The organism is Luteimonas mephitis DSM 12574 (assembly GCF_000422305.1).
Taxonomy (GTDB): domain Bacteria; phylum Pseudomonadota; class Gammaproteobacteria; order Xanthomonadales; family Xanthomonadaceae; genus Luteimonas; species Luteimonas mephitis.
In genome coordinates this window covers 17,358-39,114 of record NZ_AULN01000017.1, presented here as the reverse complement: position 1 = coordinate 39,114, position 21,757 = coordinate 17,358, and the positions used below count along the sequence as shown (strand labels likewise).

The 21,757-nt window shown below is 70.4% G+C and carries 20 protein-coding genes and 1 tRNA gene; 16 read left to right on the top strand and 5 right to left on the bottom strand.

All coding sequences use genetic code 11. The features are described from left to right. Positions 1–27 precede the first annotated feature (27 nt). The 5 genes from H570_RS0107100 to H570_RS0107080 all read left to right on the top strand — a co-directional run bounded on the left by H570_RS0107100 (position 28) and on the right by H570_RS0107080 (position 4,936). Positions 28–104: transfer RNA gene (locus H570_RS0107100), tRNA-Arg, on the top strand. Positions 105–202: 98 nt separating this feature from the next. Continuing rightward, positions 203–1,738: an L-piperidine-6-carboxylate dehydrogenase gene (amaB, locus tag H570_RS0107095; RefSeq protein WP_027080126.1), complete on the top strand. Its 1,536-nt coding sequence runs from the start codon at positions 203–205 to the stop codon at positions 1,736–1,738. A gap of 135 nt (positions 1,739–1,873) precedes the next feature. Further along, positions 1,874–2,929: a quinone-dependent dihydroorotate dehydrogenase gene (locus tag H570_RS0107090; protein ID WP_027080125.1), complete on the top strand. Its 1,056-nt coding sequence runs from the start codon at positions 1,874–1,876 to the stop codon at positions 2,927–2,929. Positions 2,930–2,936: 7 nt separating this feature from the next. After that, positions 2,937–3,983, top strand: a complete 1,047-nt coding sequence (gene murB, locus H570_RS0107085) for a UDP-N-acetylmuramate dehydrogenase (RefSeq protein WP_027080124.1) — start codon at positions 2,937–2,939, stop codon at positions 3,981–3,983. A gap of 47 nt (positions 3,984–4,030) precedes the next feature. Further along, positions 4,031–4,936 (top strand): DMT family transporter, encoded by a 906-nt coding sequence (locus H570_RS0107080; RefSeq protein WP_027080123.1) that lies wholly within the window; start codon positions 4,031–4,033, stop codon positions 4,934–4,936. A 97-nt stretch (positions 4,937–5,033) separates the two neighbouring features. Here H570_RS0107080 and H570_RS0107075 read toward each other — a convergent pair whose 3' ends face one another. Beyond that, positions 5,034–7,769 carry a serine/threonine-protein kinase gene (locus H570_RS0107075; RefSeq protein ID WP_027080122.1) on the bottom strand — a complete coding sequence of 912 codons (2,736 nt, stop codon included), beginning with the start codon at positions 7,767–7,769 and terminating at the stop codon, positions 5,034–5,036. Positions 7,770–7,869: 100 nt separating this feature from the next. Here H570_RS0107075 and H570_RS0107070 point away from each other — a divergent pair, with 100 nt between their 5' ends. The 7 genes from H570_RS0107070 to aqpZ all read left to right on the top strand — a co-directional run bounded on the left by H570_RS0107070 (position 7,870) and on the right by aqpZ (position 13,228). Further along, complete coding sequence (locus H570_RS0107070; protein ID WP_036135511.1) at positions 7,870–8,766, top strand: GGDEF domain-containing protein; 897 nt, start codon at positions 7,870–7,872, stop codon at positions 8,764–8,766. Positions 8,767–8,982: 216 nt separating this feature from the next. Beyond that, positions 8,983–9,495: a SixA phosphatase family protein gene (locus H570_RS16770; RefSeq protein WP_051176207.1), complete on the top strand. Its 513-nt coding sequence runs from the start codon at positions 8,983–8,985 to the stop codon at positions 9,493–9,495. 25 nt (positions 9,496–9,520) lie between these two features. After that, positions 9,521–10,210, top strand: coding sequence for a deoxyribonuclease V (gene nfi / locus H570_RS0107060; RefSeq protein WP_036135569.1), 690 nt, complete (start codon positions 9,521–9,523; stop codon positions 10,208–10,210). Between the two features lie 92 nt (positions 10,211–10,302). Next, positions 10,303–10,713 carry a hypothetical protein gene (locus H570_RS18165; RefSeq protein WP_051176206.1) on the top strand — a complete coding sequence of 137 codons (411 nt, stop codon included), beginning with the start codon at positions 10,303–10,305 and terminating at the stop codon, positions 10,711–10,713. A gap of 190 nt (positions 10,714–10,903) precedes the next feature. Beyond that, positions 10,904–11,764: a pirin family protein gene (locus tag H570_RS0107050; RefSeq protein ID WP_027080119.1), complete on the top strand. Its 861-nt coding sequence runs from the start codon at positions 10,904–10,906 to the stop codon at positions 11,762–11,764. A 100-nt stretch (positions 11,765–11,864) separates the two neighbouring features. Next, positions 11,865–12,305 carry a hypothetical protein gene (locus tag H570_RS0107045; protein ID WP_169447743.1) on the top strand — a complete coding sequence of 147 codons (441 nt, stop codon included), beginning with the start codon at positions 11,865–11,867 and terminating at the stop codon, positions 12,303–12,305. Positions 12,306–12,490: 185 nt separating this feature from the next. After that, complete coding sequence (gene aqpZ, locus H570_RS0107040) at positions 12,491–13,228, top strand: aquaporin Z (protein WP_027080117.1); 738 nt, start codon at positions 12,491–12,493, stop codon at positions 13,226–13,228. 90 nt (positions 13,229–13,318) lie between these two features. Here the strand turns inward: aqpZ and H570_RS18875 are convergent, their stop codons facing one another. The 4 genes from H570_RS18875 to H570_RS0107025 form a co-directional block, all read right to left on the bottom strand. Beyond that, positions 13,319–13,546 (bottom strand): hypothetical protein, encoded by a 228-nt coding sequence (locus H570_RS18875; protein ID WP_156899884.1) that lies wholly within the window; start codon positions 13,544–13,546, stop codon positions 13,319–13,321. 321 nt (positions 13,547–13,867) lie between these two features. Further along, entirely contained in the window at positions 13,868–14,734 is an 867-nt protein-coding gene (locus tag H570_RS0107035; protein WP_027080116.1) for a pirin family protein, read from the bottom strand. A 222-nt stretch (positions 14,735–14,956) separates the two neighbouring features. Continuing rightward, positions 14,957–17,116: a bifunctional 23S rRNA (guanine(2069)-N(7))-methyltransferase RlmK/23S rRNA (guanine(2445)-N(2))-methyltransferase RlmL gene (gene rlmKL, locus H570_RS0107030; protein WP_027080115.1), complete on the bottom strand. Its 2,160-nt coding sequence runs from the start codon at positions 17,114–17,116 to the stop codon at positions 14,957–14,959. A gap of 172 nt (positions 17,117–17,288) precedes the next feature. Continuing rightward, on the bottom strand, positions 17,289–17,819 hold the full coding sequence (locus tag H570_RS0107025) for an alpha/beta hydrolase (RefSeq protein WP_027080114.1): 531 nt from the start codon (positions 17,817–17,819) through the stop codon (positions 17,289–17,291). A 22-nt stretch (positions 17,820–17,841) separates the two neighbouring features. Here H570_RS0107025 and H570_RS16760 point away from each other — a divergent pair, with 22 nt between their 5' ends. The 4 genes from H570_RS16760 to H570_RS19545 all read left to right on the top strand — a co-directional run bounded on the left by H570_RS16760 (position 17,842) and on the right by H570_RS19545 (position 21,644). Beyond that, positions 17,842–18,477, top strand: coding sequence for an N-acetylmuramoyl-L-alanine amidase (locus H570_RS16760; protein WP_051176205.1), 636 nt, complete (start codon positions 17,842–17,844; stop codon positions 18,475–18,477). 89 nt (positions 18,478–18,566) lie between these two features. Continuing rightward, on the top strand, positions 18,567–19,472 hold the full coding sequence (tesB, locus tag H570_RS0107015) for an acyl-CoA thioesterase II (protein ID WP_027080113.1): 906 nt from the start codon (positions 18,567–18,569) through the stop codon (positions 19,470–19,472). 7 nt (positions 19,473–19,479) lie between these two features. Further along, positions 19,480–20,307, top strand: a complete 828-nt coding sequence (locus H570_RS18160; RefSeq protein ID WP_051176204.1) for a hypothetical protein — start codon at positions 19,480–19,482, stop codon at positions 20,305–20,307. Positions 20,308–20,492: 185 nt separating this feature from the next. Beyond that, complete coding sequence (locus tag H570_RS19545) at positions 20,493–21,644, top strand: sigma-70 family RNA polymerase sigma factor (protein ID WP_027080112.1); 1,152 nt, start codon at positions 20,493–20,495, stop codon at positions 21,642–21,644. Positions 21,645–21,757 lie beyond the last annotated feature (113 nt).

The following is a 21,757-nucleotide window of genomic DNA, read 5'->3' as shown; positions in this document are numbered from 1 at the left end:
GGGTTCGTGCGAAAATAGCCGGCTAATGCCCCCGTAGCTCAGCTGGATAGAGCGTCCCCCTCCTAAGGGGAAGGTCGTGCGTTCGAATCGCGCCGGGGGCACCACTTTTCCCCTTGTAGGAGCGCCCCATGGGCGCGATCGCCTCGATGGCGCCGGATCGCGTCCATGGGGCGCTCCTACAGTTTTCCTCCAGGAGCTTGCCATGACCCACCCCGTCCTCACCGCCCTCGGCCTGACCGGCAACGAATCGGGCACCTACCTCGGCAACGGCGAATGGTCGAAGACCAGCGATGCCGGCGTGCTGGAACCGGTCAACCCGACCGATGGCGCGGTGCTGGCGAAGGTGCAGGCTTCGTCGCAGGCCGACTACGAGCTGATCGTCGAGCGCGCGCAGGCCGCCTTCAAGGTCTGGCGCACGACCCCCGCACCGCGCCGCGGCGAGGCGATCCGCCTGTGCGCCGACGCGCTGCGCACCCACAAGGACGCGCTCGGCTCGCTGGTCGCGCTGGAAATGGGCAAGTCCAAGCCCGAGGGCGACGGCGAAGTGCAGGAGATGATCGACATCGGCGAATTCGCCGTCGGCCTGTCGCGCCAGCTCTATGGCCTGACCATGCATTCCGAGCGCCCCGGCCATCGCATGTACGAGCAGTGGCACCCGATCGGCCTGGTCGGGATCATCTCGGCGTTCAACTTCCCGGTCGCGGTGTGGGCGTGGAACTCGTTCATCGCGGCCGTCTGCGGCGACATCTGCATCTGGAAGCCCTCGCCCAAGACCCCGCTGTCGGCGATCGCCTCGATGAAGATCTGCAACGAGGCGCTGCGCAAGGGCGGCTTCCCGGACCTGTTCTTCCTGTTCAACGACGCCGGTACCGAGCTGGCCTCCAGCTTCGTCGACGACCGCCGCATCGCGCTGGTCAGCTTCACCGGTTCGACCAAGGTCGGCCGCCACGTCGGCGAGCGCGTCGCCCAGCGCATGGGCCGCTCGCTGCTGGAGCTGGGCGGCAACAACGCGATCATCGTCGACGAAACCGCCGACCTGAAGCTGGCGATCCCGGCGATCGTGTTCGGCGCGGTCGGCACCGCCGGCCAGCGCTGCACCAGCACCCGCCGTGTGTTCGTGCACGAATCGATCCATGACGACGTGCTGGCCAGGCTGGTCACCGCCTACGGCCAGGTCGAGAAGAAGATCGGCGACCCCACCGACCCGGCCAACCTGATGGGCCCGCTCAACAGCCAGGACGCGGTGCAGGCCTACCTGGGCGCGATCGAGAAGGCCAAGGCGGCCGGCGGCACCGTCGCCAGCGGCGGCAAGGCCCTGACCGACCGCAAGGGCAACTTCGTCCTGCCGACGATCATCACCGGGCTGGAGAACAAGGCCGAAGTGGTGCAGACCGAAACCTTCGCCCCGATCCTGTACGTGATGAAGTACGCGAAGCTCGACGACGCCATCGCGATGCAGAACGACGTGCCGCAGGGCCTGTCGTCGGCGATCTTCACCACCAACCTCAAGGCCGCCGAGGCCTTCCTTGCCGCGACCGGCTCCGACTGCGGCATCGCCAACGTCAACATCGGCACCAGCGGTGCGGAAATCGGCGGCGCGTTCGGCGGCGAGAAGGAAACCGGCGGCGGTCGCGAGTCGGGTTCGGATGCATGGCGCGCCTACATGCGCCGGCAGACCAACACCATCAACTACTCCGACGCGCTGCCGCTGGCGCAGGGCATCAAGTTCGACCTGTAACGCCGCGGCTCCATGACGCGGCGCGCTCCCGCTCCCCCATTGCCGCCACGGTGCAACGTTGCGCGCTTCACCGCCCCCTTCTCCGAAGGGGGCGTTTCGCCGCTATGCTTGCCCCAACCCCGATGACGGCCTGAGATGTACGGACTCGCCCGCCCCTTCCTGTTCGGATTCGACGCGGAACGCGCGCACGGAATCGGGCTGGCGTCGCTGGAAGCCGTATATCGCAGCGGCCTGTCGCCGCTGCTGGCGCGGCAGCCCAGGCCGTTGCCGACGCGGGCGTTCGGCCTGACCTTCCGCAATCCGGTCGGGCTCGCCGCGGGGCTGGACAAGAACGGCGAGCACATCGACGCACTGCTGGCGCTGGGCTTCGGCTTCGTCGAGATCGGCACGGTCACGCCGGAACCGCAAGAGGGCAACCCGAAACCACGCATGTTCCGCCTGCCGCGCCACCGCGCGGTGATCAACCGCCTGGGCTTCAACAACGACGGCATCCGGGCGTTGCTGCGCAACGTCGGCCGCGCGCGCCGCCGCGACGGCCTGCTCGGCATCAACATCGGCAAGAACAAGGACACGCCCAACGAACTGGCCTCGTCCGACTACCTGTTCTGCCTCGAACACGTCTATCCGGTCGCCGACTACATCACCGTCAACATCTCCTCGCCCAACACCGCCGGCCTGCGCGAGCTGCAGGAAGAACAGGCGCTGCGGCGGCTGATCGGCACCCTGCGCGAGGAGCAGGAGCGGCTCGCGGCACGGCACGGCAAGTACGTGCCGATGCTGGTCAAGGTGGCGCCGGACCTGTCCGACGACGACATCGACGCCGCCGCGCGCGTGCTTGGCGACATGCGCGTGGACGGCGTGATCGCCACCAACACCACCGTCTCGCGGATCTCCGTGCAGGAAGACCCGCGCGCGCGGGAGACCGGGGGGCTGTCGGGCGAGCCGTTGATGAACAAGTCCACCGCGGTGCTGCGGATGCTGCGCACGCGGCTGCCCGAATCGATCCCGCTGGTCGGCGTCGGCGGCATCCTGTCCGGCGCGGACGCGGCCAAGAAAATGGCGGCCGGGGCCTCGCTGGTGCAGTGCTACACCGGCCTGGTCTATCGCGGCCCGGCGTTGATCGGCGAATGCGTCGAAGCGATCCGCCGGCGCAAGGAAGCCCCAAGCCGCGGCAACCTGCCCAACCAGTGAGCCGACGATGAGCGATGGCTACCGGCTGGTCGAGGACGCCGACCTGGCGACGCGCAACACCTTCGGCATCGCTGCCCGCGCGCCGCTGCTGGTCGAAGTCGACGATGCCGCAGCGTTGCCGCGGCTGTTCGCGACCGGCATCGTCGATGCGGCCGATCCGGCGCTGCTGGTGCTCGGCGGCGGCAGCAACCTGCTGTTCGCCGCCGACGCGCCCGGACCGGTGCTGGCGCTGACGGCATGCAACGTCGAGACCGCGCGGGGCGACGATGGCATCGTCATCGCCCGCGCCAGCGCCGGCGTGCCGTGGCACGACTTCGTCATGCACACGCTGTCGCTGGGGCTGTGCGGGCTGGAGAACCTGGCGCTGATCCCCGGCACCGTCGGTGCGGCGCCGATCCAGAACATCGGCGCCTACGGGGTCGAGGTCCGCGAGCGCGTCCATGCGGTCGAAGTGTTCGAGCGCGCCACCGGCCGGGTGCAGCGGCTCGGCCCCGGGGAATGCGGATTCGCCTACCGCGACAGCGCGTTCAAGCGCGACCCGGCGCGCTGGATCGTCACCGCGGTCGAATTCGCGCTCTCGCACGACAAGGCACCGGTGCTCGACTACGCCGGCCTGCGCGATGAACTGGCCGCCATGGACATTGCCGAGCCCACCGCCGTGCAGGTCGCCGAAGCGGTGATCCGGATCCGCCGGCGCAAGCTTCCCGACCCCGCCGTGCTCGGCAACGCGGGCAGCTTTTTCAAGAACCCGATCGTGCCCGCCGCCCGCGCCGATGCGCTGCACGCTGCGCACCCCGCGCTGCCGGTGTTCCGCGGCGAAGGCGACGCCACGCGAAAACTGTCGGCGGCCTGGCTGATCGATGCCTGCGGCTGGAAGGGCCACCGCGACGGCGACGCCGGCGTGTCCGCGGAGCACGCGCTGGTGCTGGTCAACCATGGCCATGCAAGCGGCGCGCAGCTGCTGGCGCTGGCGCGCCGCATCGCCGCATCCGTGCAGGCGCGCTTCGACATCGCACTGGAACCGGAACCGCGCATCGTCGGTGCGGCTTGGTGAGTCCGCCGGCCACTCCCGCGTCAACCACTCCCACCCGGCGCCCCCGCATGCCCTCCACGCCCCACGCCCGCGCCGCCCTGCTGATGATCGGCAGCACGATGTTCTTCGGCGCCATGGCGGTGATGATCCGGCTGGCGTCGGACACGCTGCCGACCACCGTGATCGCCTTCTTCCGCAACTTCTTCGGCCTGCTCGCGCTGCTGCCGTTCCTGTGGCGCAGCGGCCCGGCGGTGCTGCGCACGCGGCAGTTGCCGCGCTACCTGCTGCGCAGCGCGATCGGCGTGGGTTCGATGCTCTGCGGCTTCTGGGCGATCGGCCACCTGCCGATGGCGCAGGCGATCTCGCTGTCGTACTCCGCGCCGCTGTTCGTCACCATCGCCGCGGTGATCTTCCTGCACGAGAAAGTGCGCATGCGCCGCTGGAGCGCGGTGATCATCGGCTTCATCGGCGTTCTGGTGATCGTGCAGCCTGGCAGCACATCCTTCAGCCTCGGCACGCTGGTGGCGCTGTCGGCGGCGGTGCTCAGCGCCATCGTCGCGATCCAGATCAAGCAGCTGTCGCGGGTCGATCCGGCCGACACCATCGTCCTGTACACCTACCTGTTCTGGGTGCCGCTGTCGCTGCTGCCGGCGTTGCCTGCATGGCAATGGCCGCAGGGCATCGATTGGCTGTGGGTGATCGCACTGGGCGCGTTCGGCACCGGCGGGCAGCTGCTGTGGACGCGCGCACTCAAGCTCGGCGACGTCTCCGCGCTGACCCCGATCAGCTTCATGCAGCTGCCGCTGGTGGCGTTCGCCGCGTGGCTGCTGTTCGGCGAGGACCCGAGCCGCTGGACGATCATCGGCGCGGCGATCATCTTCATCGCCAACGCCTACATCGCCCACCGCGAGGTGCAGCTGGCGCGGCGTGCGGCGACGAATGCGCCGGTCGAGGCGGCCAAGCCCGCCGAGTAGCCACGTGCGCGGGAGCGGCCCATGGCCGCAACCCCTTCCCGGCCGGCCAGCGCTCTCGAAGCGCTCGCGGCCATGGGCCGCTCCTGCAGCTGCAAGGTCAGTGTTTCGCCGTTTCCTGCGCGGCCGCGGCCTCTTCGGCCTCGATGCGACGGACATCGGCCACGAATTTCCTCTGCCGCTCGTCGAGCTCCGCCTCCGGCGCCTCCAGCAGCGGCACGACGTAGCGGGCCCGGATGCGCGCCGCCTCGTCATCCTGTCCGGCGACGAGCAGCGCTCCTTCCAGCTTCCACGCGGCGTCCGCGATCTTGAGATCGCCCGCGTCCAGCGAAGCGCTGCGCATTGCGAGCAGCTCGCGGTAGCTGGCGATCGCCAGCGCCGTGTCGCCGGTCTCCTCGGCCGACTGCCCGCGGATGTCCATCGCCGCCTGGGACTGCGGATGGCGGTCGCCCAGCACCTCGCGCGCCAGAGGCAGCACGCTGCCCAGCAGCGCCAGCGATTGCTTCGCCTGGCCCGCCTGCATCAGCGTGGCGGCGTGGTTGACCAGGATGTAGATCGTGTCCGGGTGGCGCGGACCGAGCAGCCGCGTCCGCGCATCGATGACTTCCTGCTGCATCGCCAGCGTCTTGTCGAACTGTCCCAGCCGCGCGTACAGGCTGGACAGGTTGAGCTTGGCGCGCAGCGTCTGCTGACTGTCGGCGCCAAGCACGCGGGTATCGGCCTCCACCACGGCCAGCGAGATCGGCAGCGCCTGTTCCGCCTTGCCGCTGTCGATCAGCATGCTGACCAGGTTGCCGCGCTCGGTGAGCGTCTGCGGGTGTTCGGCGCCGAGGCGGCGCGTCTGCGTCTCGACCAGCTGGCGCTGGAGGGACAGCGCGCCTTCGCTGTCGCCGGTCATGATCCGCATCACCGCGAGGTTGTGCAGCGCCGACAGCGTGTCCTTGTGGTCGGCGCCGAGCACTTCGCGGCGCATGGTGACCAGGCGCTCCATGTAGTCGCGGCCCAGCTTCGCCTCGCCGATGCGGCCGAGCAGGATCGCAAGGCTGTTCATGACTTCCATGACCATCGGGTCGCGCTCGCCGCGGGTCGCGCGGCTGCGTGCGTACAACGCCTCCAGCGCTTCGCGCGCCGCCTTGCGGTCGCCGAGCGCGGACGTCGCGCCGGCGCGGTCCATTTCCAGGCGAATGCGCAGCGGATCATCGGGCGGCAGCGCCGATGCATCGGCCAGCGTGCGCCGGAGCAGCGCCATCGCCGGTTTCGCCTGGGCGGCCAGCAGCATCGCCGATGCCTGCTGCTGGCGCGCTTCCAGAGTCGGCCTGGCGGCCGCCCCCAGCGCCTTTTCGCGGTAATCCGCGACTTCGCGGAACCCGGCGGCGGCGGCCTCCGGCAGTCCCAGCGCATCGCGCACGCGGGCCACCGATTCGCGCAGGTTGGCGGCCAGGGCGGGTTCGCCGGCGAAGTCGCGGGCAATCGCCGTTTCCGCGCCGGCAAGGATGTTGCGGTCGATCAGGTTGCGGGCGATGTCGGCGGTACTGGCATGGGCGAGCGTGTCCTCGACCGCTGCGCGCGTCGCCGGCGAGGTCCTGGCAACCTGCCCGCGCAGGCCGCTGGCCATGCCGGCGCCCATTGCCTCGATGTCGATGCCTTCGAGCATCGACTGCTGGAACGCGGCCACTTTCTCCAGCTCGGCGCTGCGCTGCTCGGCGATGGTCCGCTGCGCGCGCGCCTGCTGCAGCCCGTACAGCGACACGGCGAGCCCGCCGAGCAGTGCGAGCAGGACCAGCGATGCAGCCGCCAGGCCAACGCGGTGGCGGCGCACGAACTTGCCCCAGACGTAACGACGCGAGGCCGGCACCGCCGACAGCGGCCTGCCGTCGAGGAAACGCTGCAGGTCGTCGGCCAGGGCGGCCGCGGATGGATAGCGGTCGTTGCGATCGTGCTGCATCGCCCTGGCGACCACCCAGTCCAGTTCGTGGCGCAGCACCCGCCGCATGTCGGCCAGGCGCAGCCCGTTGCCGCGCGCGATGCGGTCGGCGTCGCCGGGTGGCAGCGTGGCCAGTTGCTCGGAGGGCAGGCGCAGCGTGCGCGTGCTGGCGACCAGCGTTTCGCCGGCCGTCTCCGGGCGCTGGCCGGTCAGCACCTCGTACAGCACCACGCCCAGCGAGTACACGTCACTGCGGGTGTCGACCAGGGACTGGTCGCCGCCGGCCTGCTCCGGGCTCATGTAATCGGGCGTGCCGGCGACCTCGCGGCCCTCGGCCATCGATGAGGCGGTGGCGATGCCGAAGTCGATGATCTTCGGCAGCGCGCGGCCGTCGACCTGGTCCACCAGCAGGTTGCCGGGCTTGAGGTCGCGGTGCACCACGCCCTTCTGGTGCGCGTGCTGCACGCCCTCGCAGACACGGATCATCAGTTCGATCCGCTGCCGCAGCGACAGCGCATGCTCTTCGCAGAACCGCGTCAGCGGGCTGCCGGCGATGAACTCCATCGCGAGGAACGGATGCCCGTCGGCGGTGGTGTCGGCGTCGAACACCTGCGCGATCGCCGGGTGCCGCATCTGCGCCAGCAGCTGCCGCTCGACCTCGAAGTACGCCAGGTGCCGCGCGTCCAGGCGCCGCCTGCGCAGCAGCTTGATCGCAACCGTACGGCGCACCGGCTCGAGCTGTTCGGCGCGATACACGTCGCCCATGCCGCCGCGACCGAGCACGGCCTCGATGCGGTAGCGTCCCAGGCGCGCGCCCGGCGCAAGCGTGTCGCGGTCGGCGGCGCCCGCCGACGGCCCGCGCGTGGCGAGCAGTTCGGTACGATCGGGATCGTCCCCGACGGGCGTGGTCATGACCTGCTCCCCTGTGCGCAGGCCCCGCATGTTACCGGAAGCACCCTGCCCCGCCGCGGGATTATGGCTACACTGCACGTCCTGTTTGCGCCCGAGCCGCATGGACAACCGCAACGGCCCGTCCGAAACCACGCAACGCACGCTGCTCAGCGACGGCCCGCACAACGCGCCGCCACGTTCGGCATGCGTGGTCGTGATCCACGGCATGGGCCTGGGCAGCCGTGCCGACGTCGACGACGGGCGCGTGCTGGTCGGGCGTTCACAGGATGCCGACCTGTGCATCGCCCACAAGAGCGTGTCGCGCGAGCACTGCCATATCTGGCGCGACGGCGACGACTACCGCATCCGCGACCTGGGCGCCACCAACGCCACCCGCGTCAACGATGTGCCGGTCGCCGAGGCGACGCTGGCCGACGGCGACCACGTCACCGTCGGCGAGAGCATCCTCAAGTTCATCAGCCACACCAGCGTGGAGGCGAACTACCACGAGGAGATCTACCAGCTCGCCACCCGCGACCCGCTGACCGACCTGTGCAACCGGCGTCATTTCATCGAGCAGATGGAGCGCGAGATCGCGCGCGCGCTGCGCCACCAGCGGCCGCTGACGATCTGCATCATCGACGTCGACCTGTTCAAGCCGGTCAACGACCGCTACGGCCACATTTCCGGCGACGAGGTGCTGCGGCAGATCGCCGACCTGGTCCACCACCACGCGCGCAACGACGACATCGCCGCGCGCATCGGCGGCGAGGAGTTCGCGGTGCTGCTGCCCGAGTGCGACGCCGGCGCCGCCTACAGCTTCGCCGAGCGCCTGCGCTCGGCGGTTGCCGCGGCCACTTTCTCGCCCGGCGGCGAGCCGCAGCGGATCACCGTCAGCATCGGCATCGCCGACCTGTCGCCGGTGCGCGACAACCGGGTAAGGCTGATGACCGCCGCCGACGCCGCGCTGTACCGGGCCAAGAAGGAAGGGCGCAACCGGGTCTGCCTCGAGCCGTGAACGGCGGACCGGGCCTGGACGAACGGGCACCGGGTTGCGCCGCCGCGGCCGCACCCGTCCCGCGGGCGGCCCCGCATCGATGGCCGCGATGTCGGACAATGGGCCGTCGATCCGCCTGCAGCGCCGCCGGGCTTCGCATTGCGCGCATGCCCCGGACCAGGGCCAGCGGGTTGCACGCCCGCTTCCGTCCACCGGACCCGAACCGAGACCCGACCGATGCCAGTTCCGTTCCGCCTCCTGATCGCCGCCTGCGTGCTTGCGCTGGCTGGCTGCACCTCGCTGTCCTCGCCTTCGTCGTCGGTGAGTTACGTGGTCGTGCGCCACGCGGAGAAAGCCACCGATGATCCGCGCGACCCCTCGCTGAGCGACGCGGGCCTCGCCCGGGCCGAGGCGCTGGCCGGGCTGTTGCGTTCCCGCGACGTGGTCGCCGCCTACGCCACCCAGTACCGCAGGACCAGCGACACCGCGGCGCCGACCGCCGCCCAGCACGACCTGAGCATCACCTCGTACGACGCCGACGCGCCGCCGGAGACAGTCGCTGCGCGCCTGCGCCGCAGCCATGCCAGGGGCACCGTGCTGGTTGTCGGCCACAGCAACACCGTGCCGGGCATTGTCTCGGTGCTGTGCGGATGCGAAGTCGCGCCGATCGACGAGAGCGATTACGGCAACCTGTTCGAAATCCGCATCGACGGCGATGCGCCGCCGGTGCTGTCGCGTCGGCGCTATTGAGGTGGCCGGCACCACCACCACGGGCATGGCGGACTGGGACGGCGACATCGCCGCGGCGCGCGCGCTGCAGGTCGAGCTCGCTGACCGGGTCACGCTGCGCGACGGCTATGCCAGGCCGCTGCGCACCATCGCCGGCTTCGACGTGGGATTCGAGGACGACGGCGCGACCACCCGCGCGGCGGCGGTGCTGCTCGACGCCGACAGCCTGCAGGTGCTCGCCTCGGAAGTCGCACGCATCCCCACCCGGATGCCCTACATTCCCGGGCTGCTGTCGTTCCGCGAACTGCCGGCGCTGCTGCTGGCGCTCGAGGCGCTGCCGCGGGCGCCCGACCTGGCCTTCGTCGACGGCCACGGCATCGCCCATCCGCGCCGGCTCGGCATCGCAGCGCATTTCGGCGTCATCACCGGCCTGCCCAGCATCGGCGTGGCGAAGAAAATCCTGGTCGGCAGCGGCTCGGAGCCGCACGAGGTGCGCGGCGCCTACACGCCGCTGCGCAGCCAGGGCACGCAGCTGGGCTGGCTGCTGCGCAGCAAGCTCCGGTGCAATCCGCTGGTCGTCTCGCCCGGGCACCGCGTGTCGATGGCGTCGGCCGCGGACCTGGTGATGCGCTTCACCCGCGGCTATCGCCTGCCCGAGCCGACACGACTTGCCGACCGGCTCGCCTCGCGTCGCGGCGAAGCACGCCGCAGCGAAGACAGCGCCAGCGGCGCCTGACGCCAACCGGCTTGCGCCACTGCCTGCATTCACCCCCGACCGAGGCGGGCCTGCTTAGAATCGGGCATTCCCCCGTTCAAGGACGTTTCCGCATGCGTACGCTCCTGCCCCACGCCGCCGCCGTCGCCGGCCTGCTGCCCCTGCTGTTCGCCGCATGCTCGACGCCGCCTGCGGACGCCAGCGACCAGCGCGCGGTGGCCGACGGCGAAACGTTCACCCTCGCGACCGGCGAGCGGGTCGCGCTCGCCGACCGCAGCACGCTGCGCTACGTGCGCGTCACCAACGACTCGCGCTGCAAGCCCGGCCGCCAGTGCGTGTGGGCGGGCGACGCCGAGGTCGTCTTCGAATGGGCCACCGATGCCGCGGCCAAACCGGAATCGTTCAGCCTCCACACAGGTCGCGGCGACCGCAGCAAGGACCTGGGCGGCCGCCGCCTGACCCTGGTGTCGCTGGCGCAGGGCGCCGAACCGGAGGCGCAGCTCAAGCTCGAAACGCTGCCCTGAGGAGCGTTCGGCGCGGCACGCAGGTGAACCACGTTTCAAGCCCATTGGTGGGTGCCGGCAGAAGCTCGCGGCTGAAGCCGCTCCTACACCGACTGGGTCCGCACCCCGGAATGCTGCGTTGCGCCGCCTGCCTCGCGATGCCGGCGCGGTTGGTGCGATGCTGGCGCCTGGCTTTTGCGAGGACCTGCCCATGACCACGATCATCGCCCCGCGCGTGCACGACCTCGGCGGCTTCCAGGTACGGCGCGCGGTGCCGTCGATCGAGACACGCAGCGTCGGCCCGTTCGTGTTCGTCGACCACATGGGCCCGGCGGTGTTCGAGCGGGGCGCTGGCATCGACGTGCGCCCGCATCCGCACATCGGCCTGGCCACCGTGACCTTCCTGTGGGCCGGGACGATCCGCCATCGCGACACGCTCGGCTCCGACCAGGACATCACCCCGGGCGACGTCAACTGGATGACCGCCGGCCGCGGCATCGCCCACTCCGAACGCACGCCGCAGGCATTGCGCGAGGGCGAACATCCGCTCCATGGCATGCAGACCTGGGTCGCGCTGCCCAGGGCATCGGAGGAGGTCGCGCCGGAGTTCCACCACCACGGCGCCGCCACCCTGCCGCGCATCGAACGCGGGGGCGCGCTGCTGCGCGTGGTCGCCGGTCGCGCGTGGGGCGAGGAGTCACCGGTGAAGGTATTCGCGGACACCTTCAACGTCGCCGTCGACCTTGCAGCCGATGCCGAAATCGCCATCGACGACCGCGCCGTCGAACGCGCGCTGTACGTGCTCGAAGGCGATGCCCAGCTCGACGGCGCCGATATCCCCGCGCGCCACCTGGTCGTGCTCGACGCCGGCACGCGGCCGGTGCTGCGGGCGAAGACCCCGCTCAAGGCGATGCTGTTCGGCGGCGAGCCGCTCGACGGCCGGCGCCACCTGTGGTGGAACTTCGTATCGTCGTCGAAGGGACGGATCGAGCAGGCCAAGCAGGACTGGCTCGGCGGCCGCTTCGGACAGGTGCCCGGCGACGACGAGTTCATCCCGCTGCCGGAGCGATGAAGCGCGCTTGAACAGAATGTGAGGCGCATCACGGTTTGCATCCGTGACTGCCGTCAACTATGTTCGGGAAACAGCTGTTCCCGTGCGCAAGGGGGTGCGTATGAACCTGCTCCGGATACTTCCGTTGGCCTGCCTGCTGGCCGCTGGCGCTGCGCAGGCGCAATCGGCCGAATGCCCGCTGCTGCCCAGCGACAGCGGCCTGTCCTGGAAAGCGATGGCCGGCGACGCCTTCGTCTTCTGCAAGGCGCTGCGCGAAGACGGCGCCGAAGTCTTCGCCGTCACCATCTCCAAGGATTCGCCGTTCGAGCCCAGGCGCGCGAACCGTGCCGAGGAAGCCATGATCGACGGGCACGAGACGCGCTGGTACCGCGGCGAGATCGCGTCATCACCCGACACCCAGGTCCGCGAAACGCTGATCGAACTCGACGGCGGCCGCGTCGCCCACATCTCGCTGCGCGCCAACTCCGAAGCCGAGCTGACCAACGCGCTGCTCGAGGCCCAGTCGCTGCGTTTCCGCGGACCGCAGCTGAGCAGCAATTGACGGCCTCCATGGCCACGTGACGCCACCGCCTCCGCGGTGGCGTCCGGGTGCCCGGCGCCGGCATGGGGCCGCGCACCCGCCCGCAGATGGCCCTGGCCATTTCACACGGCGCAAACATTTCCGCCAGCCGATTGCTCCACGATTCTTCCCGGCCCTGCTGCGGGCCATTCACGGGGAAAACCGAGATGACGAGACGACTTGCGGCCGAATTTCTCGGCACGTTCTGGCTGGTACTGGGAGGTTGTGGCGCGGCGGTGCTTGCGGCGCACGTGGTGGGGGCCGACGGTTACCAGTTCGGCATCGGCTACATGGGCGTGGCGCTGGCGTTCGGCCTGACAGTGCTGACCGGCGTCTACGCGTTCGGCCATATCTCGGGCGGGCACTTCAACCCGGCGGTCACCATCGGCCTGTGGGCCGGCGACCGGTTCCCGGTCAAGGACGTGGTGCCCTACATCGTGGCGCAGGTGGTGGGCGCGCTCGCGGCGGGCTGGATCCTGTTCCAGATCGCCAGCGGCCAGGCCGGCTTCGCCATCGACCCGAACGCCGCCGGCGCATTCGCCAGCAACGGGTATGGGGCACTGTCGCCGCAGGGTTACTCGGTGGCCGCGGCGTTCCTGTGCGAAGTGGTGATGACGGCGTTCTTCCTGATCGTGATCATGGGCGCCACCCACGGCCGCGCCCCGGCCGGCTTCGCCGGCATCGCGATCGGCCTGGCGCTGACCCTGATCCACCTGATCAGCATTCCGGTCACCAACACCTCGGTGAACCCGGCGCGCTCGACCGGCGTGGCGGTGTTCGTCGGCTCCGGCGCGATCAGCCAGCTGTGGCTGTTCTGGCTGGCGCCGATCCTCGGCGGCCTGATCGGCGGCATCGCGTACCGCTGGCTCGGCCAGCACCGTCCGGACGTGGTCGGGGACGCGTGATCCACGATTCCTGGTTCATAAACGACGAAAGGGGCCGCAAGGCCCCTTTCGCTTCTTTACGGCGCACAAGCCGCGCTGCGCCAGCCATTATCAAATCCAGAAGGTGGTGAATTCGCTTTCGCTTTCGCTTTCGCTTTTGCTGTCGCTGTCGCTGTTGCTGTTGCCGTTGCGCCGTTGATTTTCCGGGGCCCCTCCGGAGCGGCGGAGACGGCGGGTAAAACCCGCAGGGCGCCGCACATGGATGTGCGGCGTTTTCGGCTGGGGCAGGATGCCCCATCCGAAAATTCCCGCCGGCTCCGCGAACCCGGTGCGCAGCACCGGGCGCGCAGGCGGGTGTGTTTCTTTGGGTCACGTTTCTTTGCACAAGCAAAGAAAGGTGACTCGCGCCGTCACGGCGCGAAACGCTTTTCAGCTTGCGACGCGAAAGCAGTTCGCTGCACTGGCCCCTTCATCCGGCACTTCGCGCCACGTCGCTCCGCGCCCAATACCCGCGCCAACGCGAGGCCGTTCATCGCGACCCAAGCCTGTGGCTCGCAAGCATCCCTTCTCACCCGCAAACGGGAAAAGGGCCTGGAACAACCTGGAGATGCCCGGAAGCCAAAAGCAACGGGCCAACGCAGAACAACAGCCCCAAACGGCCTAGAACCGCCCCTCCTGGAAATCAACAAACGCCTGCATCAACTCCTCCCGCGTATTCATCACGAACGGCCCATGCCGCGCGACCGGCTCGCGCAACGGCCGGCCGGCAACGAGGATCAGCCGTGCGCCGGCCTTGCCGGCCTGAAGCTTCAGCACGTCGCCGCCGCCCAGCACGCCCATCTCATGGGTCGCAAGCGGCCGCGCATCCTCGCCGTCGCCGATCGCGGCATCGCCCTCGAACACATAGGCGAAGGCGTTGTGCCCTTCAGGCAGCGCGTACTGCCACTGCGCGCCCGCGCCCAGCGCGATGTCGAGGTACAGCGGATCGGTCGCCGGCTGCACGATCGGGCCGCGCACGCTGCCTCCGCGGCCGTCCCCGACTTCACCGGCAATGGCCTTGACCGTGACGCCCGCGGCCGGCTGCACCACCGGTATCCGCGCAGCTTCGAACTCCTGGTAGCGCGGGTCGGTGAGCTTGTCCTTCGCCGGCAGGTTCACCCACAGCTGGAAGCCGCGCATGCGCCCTTCTTCCTGCTCGGGCATCTCCGAGTGCACCAGGCCGCGGCCGGCCGTCATCCACTGCACGCTGCCGGGCACCAGCAGGCCTTCGTTGCCGTGGTTGTCCTTGTGGCGCATGCGGCCGTCGAGCATGTAGGTCACGGTCTCGAAGCCGCGGTGCGGATGGCTCGGGAAGCCGGCGATGTAGTCCTCAGCGCGGTCGGTGCCGAACTCGTCGAGCAGCAGGAACGGATCGAGGTCGGGCAGCGCCGGGCCGCCGATCACGCGGGTGAGCTTGACCCCGGCGCCATCGGACGTGGCGGCACCGCGCACCTGGCGAATGACGCGGGCGTGGGTGGTGGTCTGCATGGCAATGCTCCGATGGAATGCGATGGGCCATGGATCGGGGCGATGACGCGCCCGGACCAGCGCCATGGCTGGAACGCAGGGTACCGCCCCCGTAGGAGCGCCCCATGGGCGCGATCGTTCTTCGTGGGAAGCGATCGCGCCCATGGGGCGCTCCTACGGGTTGGCGGGGGCCTGGAGCGGGCGTGCCAACGTGGCGAACAGCCGTCGGGGCGGTATCCCGGCCTACAGCGCCTGCAGGCGCCAGGCCTGGTGGATGCGGGGGTTGCGGGCGAAATCTTGCGGGATCGTCTGCGCGCTGATGTCCTCGCAATCTGCGAACGCCGACACCGCTTCGGCGTCCAGGCGGAAGCGGCGGAAGTTGTTGGAGAAGTACAGGATGCCGCCCTGCGACAACCGCGCCACCGCCGCGCGCAGCAGGCGCACGTGCTCGCGCTGTATGTCGAAATCATCGGCGCGGGCGGAGTTGGAGAACGTCGGCGGGTCGCAGAAGATCAGGTCGTAGCGGCCAAGGTCGGCTTCCAGCCATGCCATCGCATCCGCCTGCACCAGGCGATGTGCGTCGCCGCCGATGGCGCGCCCGTCGAACGTGTTTCCCTGCAGGTTGTCCGACAGCCACTGCAGGTAGGTGGCCGACAGGTCGACGCTGGTGGTCGACGCCGCGCCGCCCACCGCGGCCTGCACCGTCGCCGCGCCGGTATAGCAGAACAGGTTGAGGAAGCGGCGCCCGCGCGCCTCGCGGAAGATGCGCTGGCGCAGCGGGCGGTGGTCGAGGAACAGGCCGGTGTCGAGATAGTCGAACAGGTTCACCCGCAGCCGCGCCGCGCCTTCGCGCACGACGAACGTCTCGCCGCGCGGGCCCAGGCCGGCGCCCTGCGCGTACTTGCTGCCTCCCTTGCCGCGGACCCGGGTCTTGGTGGCAACGCGCTCGCGCGGCACGCCGAACACTTCGCGCGCGGCCGCCAGCACTTCGCCGAAGCGGCGGCGCACGTCGGCTTCGGGGATTTCCGCAGGCGCGGCGTACTCCTGCACGTGCAGCCATATGGCATCGGGATCGTCAGCCTCGGAATAGACGTCGATCGCGGCGGCGTACTCGGGCAGGTCGGCGTCGTAGGCCCGGAAGCATTCCACCGCTTCGCGCGTACGCCAGGACTTCAGGTTGCGCAGGTTCTTGCGCAAGCGATTGGCCAGCATCTGCGCACCGTCGGACAGCGCGCGCGCCTGCGCATCCTCGCGCGGGGCAAGCCGCAGCGGATCGCAGACGATCAGGCTGCATTCGAGCGTCCCGTTGAACAGCTGGTACTTCTTCGTCGCACGCAGGCCGGTGGCGTGTGCCAGGGTCGCGTCGCCGCACAGCAGGCTTGCGCGCCAGCCTGGCACCGCGCGCTGCAGCGCGGCACCCAGCGTGCGGTACAGGGCCGGGTCGGCCGCAAGGCGCGCGTCGTAGGGCGGGTTGCACACGACCAGCCCGCGCGGCACCGACTGGACCGGCAGCGCGGCCATGTCGCGCACGTCGAAGCGGATCGCGTCCCGCAGGCCAGCGGCGGTCGCGTTCTCGCGCGCTGCGCGGATCGCGTGCGGGTCGCTGTCACTGCCGTCGAACACGTCGCGCAGCGCACCGCGGCCGGCGCGCTCGCGCTCGTGCGCCTGCGCGTACATCCGCGCCCAGGCCTTCTCGTCGAAGCCGAGCCAGCGCGAAGGCAGCACGTCGCCGTGGCGCAGCAACCCCGGCGCCACGTCCGCCGCCATCAGCGCGCCTTCGATCATCAGCGTGCCGCTGCCGCACATCGGATCCAGCAGCGCGCCGCCGTCGGCGTAGACCTGCGGCCAGCCACCGCGCAGCAGCACCGCGGCGGCGAGGTTTTCCTTCAGCGGCGCCTCGCCCTGCGCGCGGCGCCAGCCGCGGCGATGCATCGGGCCGCCGCCCAGGTCGACCGAGAGGATCGCCCGGCCCTTGCGCACCACCAGGTTCAGGCGCAGGTCCGGCGCCTCGACGTCCACCGACGGCCGCTCACCCGTTGCCTCGCGCAGGGTGTCCACTACCGCATCCTTCACTCGCTGCGCGGCGTAGCGCGCGTGGGTGATCGCGTCGCCCGACACGTGCGCATCCACCGCCAGGGTCATGCCCTCGTCGAGATGCTCGCGCCACGGCAGCACGGCGACGTTGCGGTACAAGGCATGCTCGTCCTCGCAGGGAAACTCAGCCAGCGGCCACAGGATCCGGCTCGCGAGCCGCGACCACAGCACCGCGCGCTGTGCGTCTTCCAGCGTGCCCTCGACGTTGACTCCGGCGATCGTTGCGGTGGCGCGCGCGCAGCCCAGCGCAAGCAGTTCGTCAGTGAGCAGGTATTCGAGGCCCTTGGCGCAGGAGGCGAAGAATTTCATGGGGTTTCCCGCCTTTCCACTGCGCTGGCGCGTCGATTGCTTCCGCCGGTCCCGCTCCGTCCCGCAGCGTGGTTCGCTCGGCTTCCTGCAGCCACATACGCCGGATTCCCGCTTTCGCGTGGATGACGACACCGGGAGACGGGTCCGGGACGAGCCGGGAAAGGCCTCCGCATCACAGCCCCGCCAGCAGCGCGGCGAATGCCTCCGCGGATGCTTCCACATGGCCGGCCAGCCGATGCGAGTCGTCCACCAGCAGCAGGCGCGCGCGGCGCGTCTTCGCCCACTCGACGACCTGCGACGCCGGAATCAACTCGTCGCTCCAGCCATGGATGATCGACATCGGCACCGCCGCCGCCTCCAGCGGCGGCGCGGGGTCCATGCCCACCGGCGGGGCCATCAGGAACAGCGCCGCGACCGGAATCTCCAGCGATGCCCGCGCCGAGATCCATGCGCCGAGACTGGAGCCGGCCAGCACCACCGGACCGCGCGCGGCGGCGGCGCGGGCGAGCGACAGCAGGCGCTGCAGCCGCACCGGCACGTCGCCCAGTGCGCTGACCTCGTGCTTCGCATCGAGGTCGGTGTAATCGGGGCGCTCGTGGCTCCAGCCGAGGCGTTCGGCCACGTCGGCCAGTGCGGTGACCTTGGTCGCGTCGGGGCCGCTCTCGAAACCGTGGGACAGGATGCAGTGGCCGCGTGTACTCATGCGCGGATGCTAGCATCGCACGATGCCGACCAAGCCTGATTCGCAAGCGCCGCAGGTGTTTCCGCTGGCCTACGAAAGCCGGCTGGAAGCGCGCCCGCTGTCGCAGGTGGACCTGGTGGTCATCCACTGCACCGAACTGCCCGACCTGACCACCGCGCGCGAGTACGGCGAGCGCGTGCTTTACCCCGCACGTGCCGATGGAAGCGGGGGCACCGGCAACAGCGGCCACTACTACATCGACCGCGACGGCCGCTGCCAGCGCTACATCGCGCCCGACCGCATCGCCCACCATGTCCGCGGCTACAACCCGCGCTCGATCGGCATCGAGCTGGTCAACGCCGGTCGCTGGCCGCACTGGCTGGATTCGCGCCACCAGGCGATGGAGGAGGCGTATCCCGACGCACAGGTCGACGCACTGATCGCACTGCTGAACGCGCTACGGGCAGACCTGCCTTCGCTGCGCCTGATTGCGGGCCACGAGGACCTGGACACGGCGATGGTGCCGGCCAGCGACGACCCGGACATCCTGGTGCCGCGCAAGCGCGACCCCGGGCCGCTGTTTCCCTGGCAACGCGTGCTGGACGAAGTGCGGCTGGAGCGCATGCAGGTCGGGGTTACACCCCCGACGCCTGCGAAACTCCGTGCGTCGGGGGCGTAACCCCGACCTGCGATCTCGCACGAAAGGCGTGCCGCAGGCCTGTCCATCCCACGCCCGTATAATCGCCGCGACCCTTCCGCCGGCCCGCCATGTCCCCTCCCCTGCAACCTGTGGTTTCCGAGCTGATCGAGCTGCTCTCGCTGGAACGGCTGGAGGACAACCTGTTCCGCGGCCAGAGCCGCGACATCGGCACCAAGTACGTGTTTGGCGGGCAGGTGCTGGGGCAGGCGCTGTCGGCCGCGCAGGCCACCATGGAACAGCCGCGCGACGCACACTCGCTGCACGCCTACTTCCTGCGCGCCGGCGACATCGAGCATCCAATCGTCTACCACGTCGACCGCACCCGCGACGGCGGAACGTTCTCGGTGCGCCGCGTGACCGCGATCCAGCACGGCCAGGTGATCTTCTTCTGCGCCGCGTCGTTCCAGGAACACGAGGATGGTGGCGAGCACCAGCTGTCGATGCCCGAGGTGCCGAAGCCGGAAGACATCGAGCCCGCGCCGGCGATCCCGCCGGAGGTGCTGGCCACGCTGCCGACCAAGGTGCAGCGCTGGCTCGACCGCATGGGGCCGTTCGAGTTCCGCCACGTCTACCCGCGCGACGAGCTCAACCCGCCCAAGCGGCCGCCGTTCCAGCAGGTCTGGTTCCGCCTGGCGGAGAAGGTCGGCGATGCGCCGGAGCTGCATCGCGCCCTGCTCGCCTATGCGTCGGACTTCCACCTGCTCGGCACCGCGACCTTCCCGCACGGCATCAGCTACTACCAGCCGAACGTGCAGATGGCCTCGCTCGACCACGCGCTGTGGTTCCACCGCCCGTTCCGCGCCGACGACTGGCTGCTGTACTCGATCGACAGCCCCAGCGCGCAGGGCTCGCGCGGGCTCGCGCGCGGCCTGATCTACGACCGGCACGGCCAGCTGGTCGCCAGCACCGCGCAGGAAGGCCTGATCCGCGTCACCGCGGACAAGTCTTCCGCGCACGTGCCGGCAAGCAAGTGAGCGCGCGATGAGGCAGGTCTTCACCAGCGCGCGGCTCGAGAACGTCGAACAGGTGGCCAGGCTGCTCGAGGACGCCGGGATCGAGGTGCGGATCACCAACGGCCGCTCGTACAAGGGCAGCATCCGCGGCAATTTCACCTATCGCGACAAGGGCGGGCCGAAGCCGGCGGTGTGGATCATCCGCTCCGAGGACCAGCCCAGGGCGCGCGCGATGCTGCGCGAGGCCGGGCTGATCGATTCCTCGCGCAACGCGCCGGACAGCTACGTGGCGATGAGTTTCCGCGGCACCGCGCCTGACCCGGGCGGGCGCAGCAACGCGCAGCGGCGCGCGTCGCGGATCAAGCTCGGCCTGCTGGTGGTGATCGCGGCGATCATCGCGCTGACGTACATGACCCTGCCGCCGCCCGCCACCCCGCCGCCGGTCACCGCGCAGTCGTCGGCGCCGGCCGCGACGGTCACGCCCATGCCCGCCGACCTGCCGCTGCGCGGCAATACCGCCACCCCGGATTCGCTGGCTATCGCGCTGCTGCGAGGCGAGCTGCCGCGGCGCGCAGGCGACGTCGCCTGCATCGCCATCGACGGCGCCGACCCCTCCCCGGCCCTGCTGGCCGCGCTGCCGCCCACGCCGGGGCGCGTGCTGCCGGCCTCGCAATGCCCGGCCACGGCGGAAGGCGGGCCCGCGGCGCAACTGGTCGCGGTCGGCAAGTACGAGGCCAACGCGAGTGGCACCGGCACCATCTTCCTGCAGCGCCGCCGGGTGGGCGCGAAAGGCGTGCCGCAGTGGTACGACGTGCGCCGCGAGGGTGATGGCTGGCGGATCGTGCAGCCGCTGTAGCTGCCTGCTGCGCAGCTTCCCGCGCGCAGCATCGACCATCATCCTGCGAACGCGGGAATCACGGTCGAGCGACGCCAGGGCTCCCAGACCGGCGCTGGTTTATCCTGCCACTCGCCGCAGGGTCGGATCGGTCACATCCGGGCAGGCGCCACGTCCTGATGGTCGACTGCACTGCAAACACCACCATGAACGCCGAAGCCATCGACCTGCTCATCCGCAACGAGCTGCCCGCCGCCGCACGCGGCGACCGCGCTGCCTACGGCCGCATCGTCGCGGCCTGCCAGAACGTCGTCACCGCGGTGGCGCTCGCGATCACCCGCGACGTGCCGGCCAGCGAGGACATCGCCCAGGACGCATTCCTCGCCGCCTGGCAAAACCTCAAGCGCCTGCAGAACCCGTCCAGCTTCCTGCCCTGGCTGCGCCAGATCACCCGCAACCTCGCCCGCGACCACCTGCGCGCGAACCGCCATCGGCCGCTCGACGGCGAGGGCGCCGAGATCGCGATCTCGCTGGCCGCCGATCCGTCGCCGACGCCGGTGCAGCAGCTGGTCGAGGACGAGCGCGAGCAGGCCGCCGCGGAGCTGATCGCCGCGCTTCCCGAAGACAGCCGCGAAGTCCTGCTGCTGTACTACCGCGAGGGCCAGAGCTCGCAGCAGGTCGCGGCTCTCCTCGGCCTCTCGGATGCAGCCGTTCGCAAGCGCCTGTCGCGCGCACGCCAAGGGCTGCGCGACGACCTGGTGAAGCGGTTTGGCGAGTTCGCGCGCAGCAGCGCGCCGACGGCCGCGTTCACGGCCGTCATCGCCGGCGCGCTGGTGGTTGCCAGCCCGCCCGTCGCGGCCAAGGGGATCCTGGCAGTCGCGGCGGCCGGCGGCGCCAAGACCGCCGGCAAGCTCGTACTCGGCGCCGCGGGCAGCATCGGCATCGGCATCGTGGGCGCGTTCGCCGGCATCTGGCTTGGCCTGCGCAGCCAGCTCAAGGGCGCGATCGACGACGAAGAGCGCCGCGCACTGACCCGCAGCGCGGTGGTGAACTCGCTGGCATCGATCGGCTTCGTCGTCCTGCTGGTACTCGTGGCATCCCACGCCCGCGGGCCGCTGCTGGTGGGCGCTTCGATTGCGCTCACGCTGGGCTTCATGGCGGTGATCTTCCACCAGACCCTGGTGGTACAGCCGCGCGCGCTGCGCCGACGCCACGCGCTCGAGGCGCAGCGCGATCCGGTCGCCGCGGCCAGGCGACGGCGGCGCGAACGCATCCACTGCTGGATTGGCGCCATCGTTGGCGGCACCTGCGGGCTGGGCGGCCTGATCGTCGGCCTGGTCTCTTCCGGCCACCTCTGACATCGGCGCGGCAACCCAAGCCTGGGGCGCGACCGGCTTTTCGGCGGCCATGCAGGTTCCGCTTCATGGAAGCGCCCCGCGGCCATCCGCGCGCCGCGCCACACCACGCCGGT

Coding starts and splice junctions, on each gene's coding strand:
- amaB (WP_027080126.1), top strand. CDS start 203: ATGACCCACCCCGTCCTCACCGCCCTCGGCCTGACCGGCAACGAATCG.
- H570_RS0107090 (WP_027080125.1), top strand. CDS start 1,874: ATGTACGGACTCGCCCGCCCCTTCCTGTTCGGATTCGACGCGGAACGC.
- murB (WP_027080124.1), top strand. CDS start 2,937: ATGAGCGATGGCTACCGGCTGGTCGAGGACGCCGACCTGGCGACGCGC.
- H570_RS0107080 (WP_027080123.1), top strand. CDS start 4,031: ATGCCCTCCACGCCCCACGCCCGCGCCGCCCTGCTGATGATCGGCAGC.
- H570_RS0107075 (WP_027080122.1), bottom strand. CDS start 7,769: ATGACCACGCCCGTCGGGGACGATCCCGATCGTACCGAACTGCTCGCC.
- H570_RS0107070 (WP_036135511.1), top strand. CDS start 7,870: ATGGACAACCGCAACGGCCCGTCCGAAACCACGCAACGCACGCTGCTC.
- H570_RS16770 (WP_051176207.1), top strand. CDS start 8,983: ATGCCAGTTCCGTTCCGCCTCCTGATCGCCGCCTGCGTGCTTGCGCTG.
- nfi (WP_036135569.1), top strand. CDS start 9,521: ATGGCGGACTGGGACGGCGACATCGCCGCGGCGCGCGCGCTGCAGGTC.
- H570_RS18165 (WP_051176206.1), top strand. CDS start 10,303: ATGCGTACGCTCCTGCCCCACGCCGCCGCCGTCGCCGGCCTGCTGCCC.
- H570_RS0107050 (WP_027080119.1), top strand. CDS start 10,904: ATGACCACGATCATCGCCCCGCGCGTGCACGACCTCGGCGGCTTCCAG.
- H570_RS0107045 (WP_169447743.1), top strand. CDS start 11,865: ATGAACCTGCTCCGGATACTTCCGTTGGCCTGCCTGCTGGCCGCTGGC.
- aqpZ (WP_027080117.1), top strand. CDS start 12,491: ATGACGAGACGACTTGCGGCCGAATTTCTCGGCACGTTCTGGCTGGTA.
- H570_RS0107035 (WP_027080116.1), bottom strand. CDS start 14,734: ATGCAGACCACCACCCACGCCCGCGTCATTCGCCAGGTGCGCGGTGCC.
- rlmKL (WP_027080115.1), bottom strand. CDS start 17,116: ATGAAATTCTTCGCCTCCTGCGCCAAGGGCCTCGAATACCTGCTCACT.
- H570_RS0107025 (WP_027080114.1), bottom strand. CDS start 17,819: ATGAGTACACGCGGCCACTGCATCCTGTCCCACGGTTTCGAGAGCGGC.
- H570_RS16760 (WP_051176205.1), top strand. CDS start 17,842: ATGCCGACCAAGCCTGATTCGCAAGCGCCGCAGGTGTTTCCGCTGGCC.
- tesB (WP_027080113.1), top strand. CDS start 18,567: ATGTCCCCTCCCCTGCAACCTGTGGTTTCCGAGCTGATCGAGCTGCTC.
- H570_RS18160 (WP_051176204.1), top strand. CDS start 19,480: ATGAGGCAGGTCTTCACCAGCGCGCGGCTCGAGAACGTCGAACAGGTG.
- H570_RS19545 (WP_027080112.1), top strand. CDS start 20,493: ATGAACGCCGAAGCCATCGACCTGCTCATCCGCAACGAGCTGCCCGCC.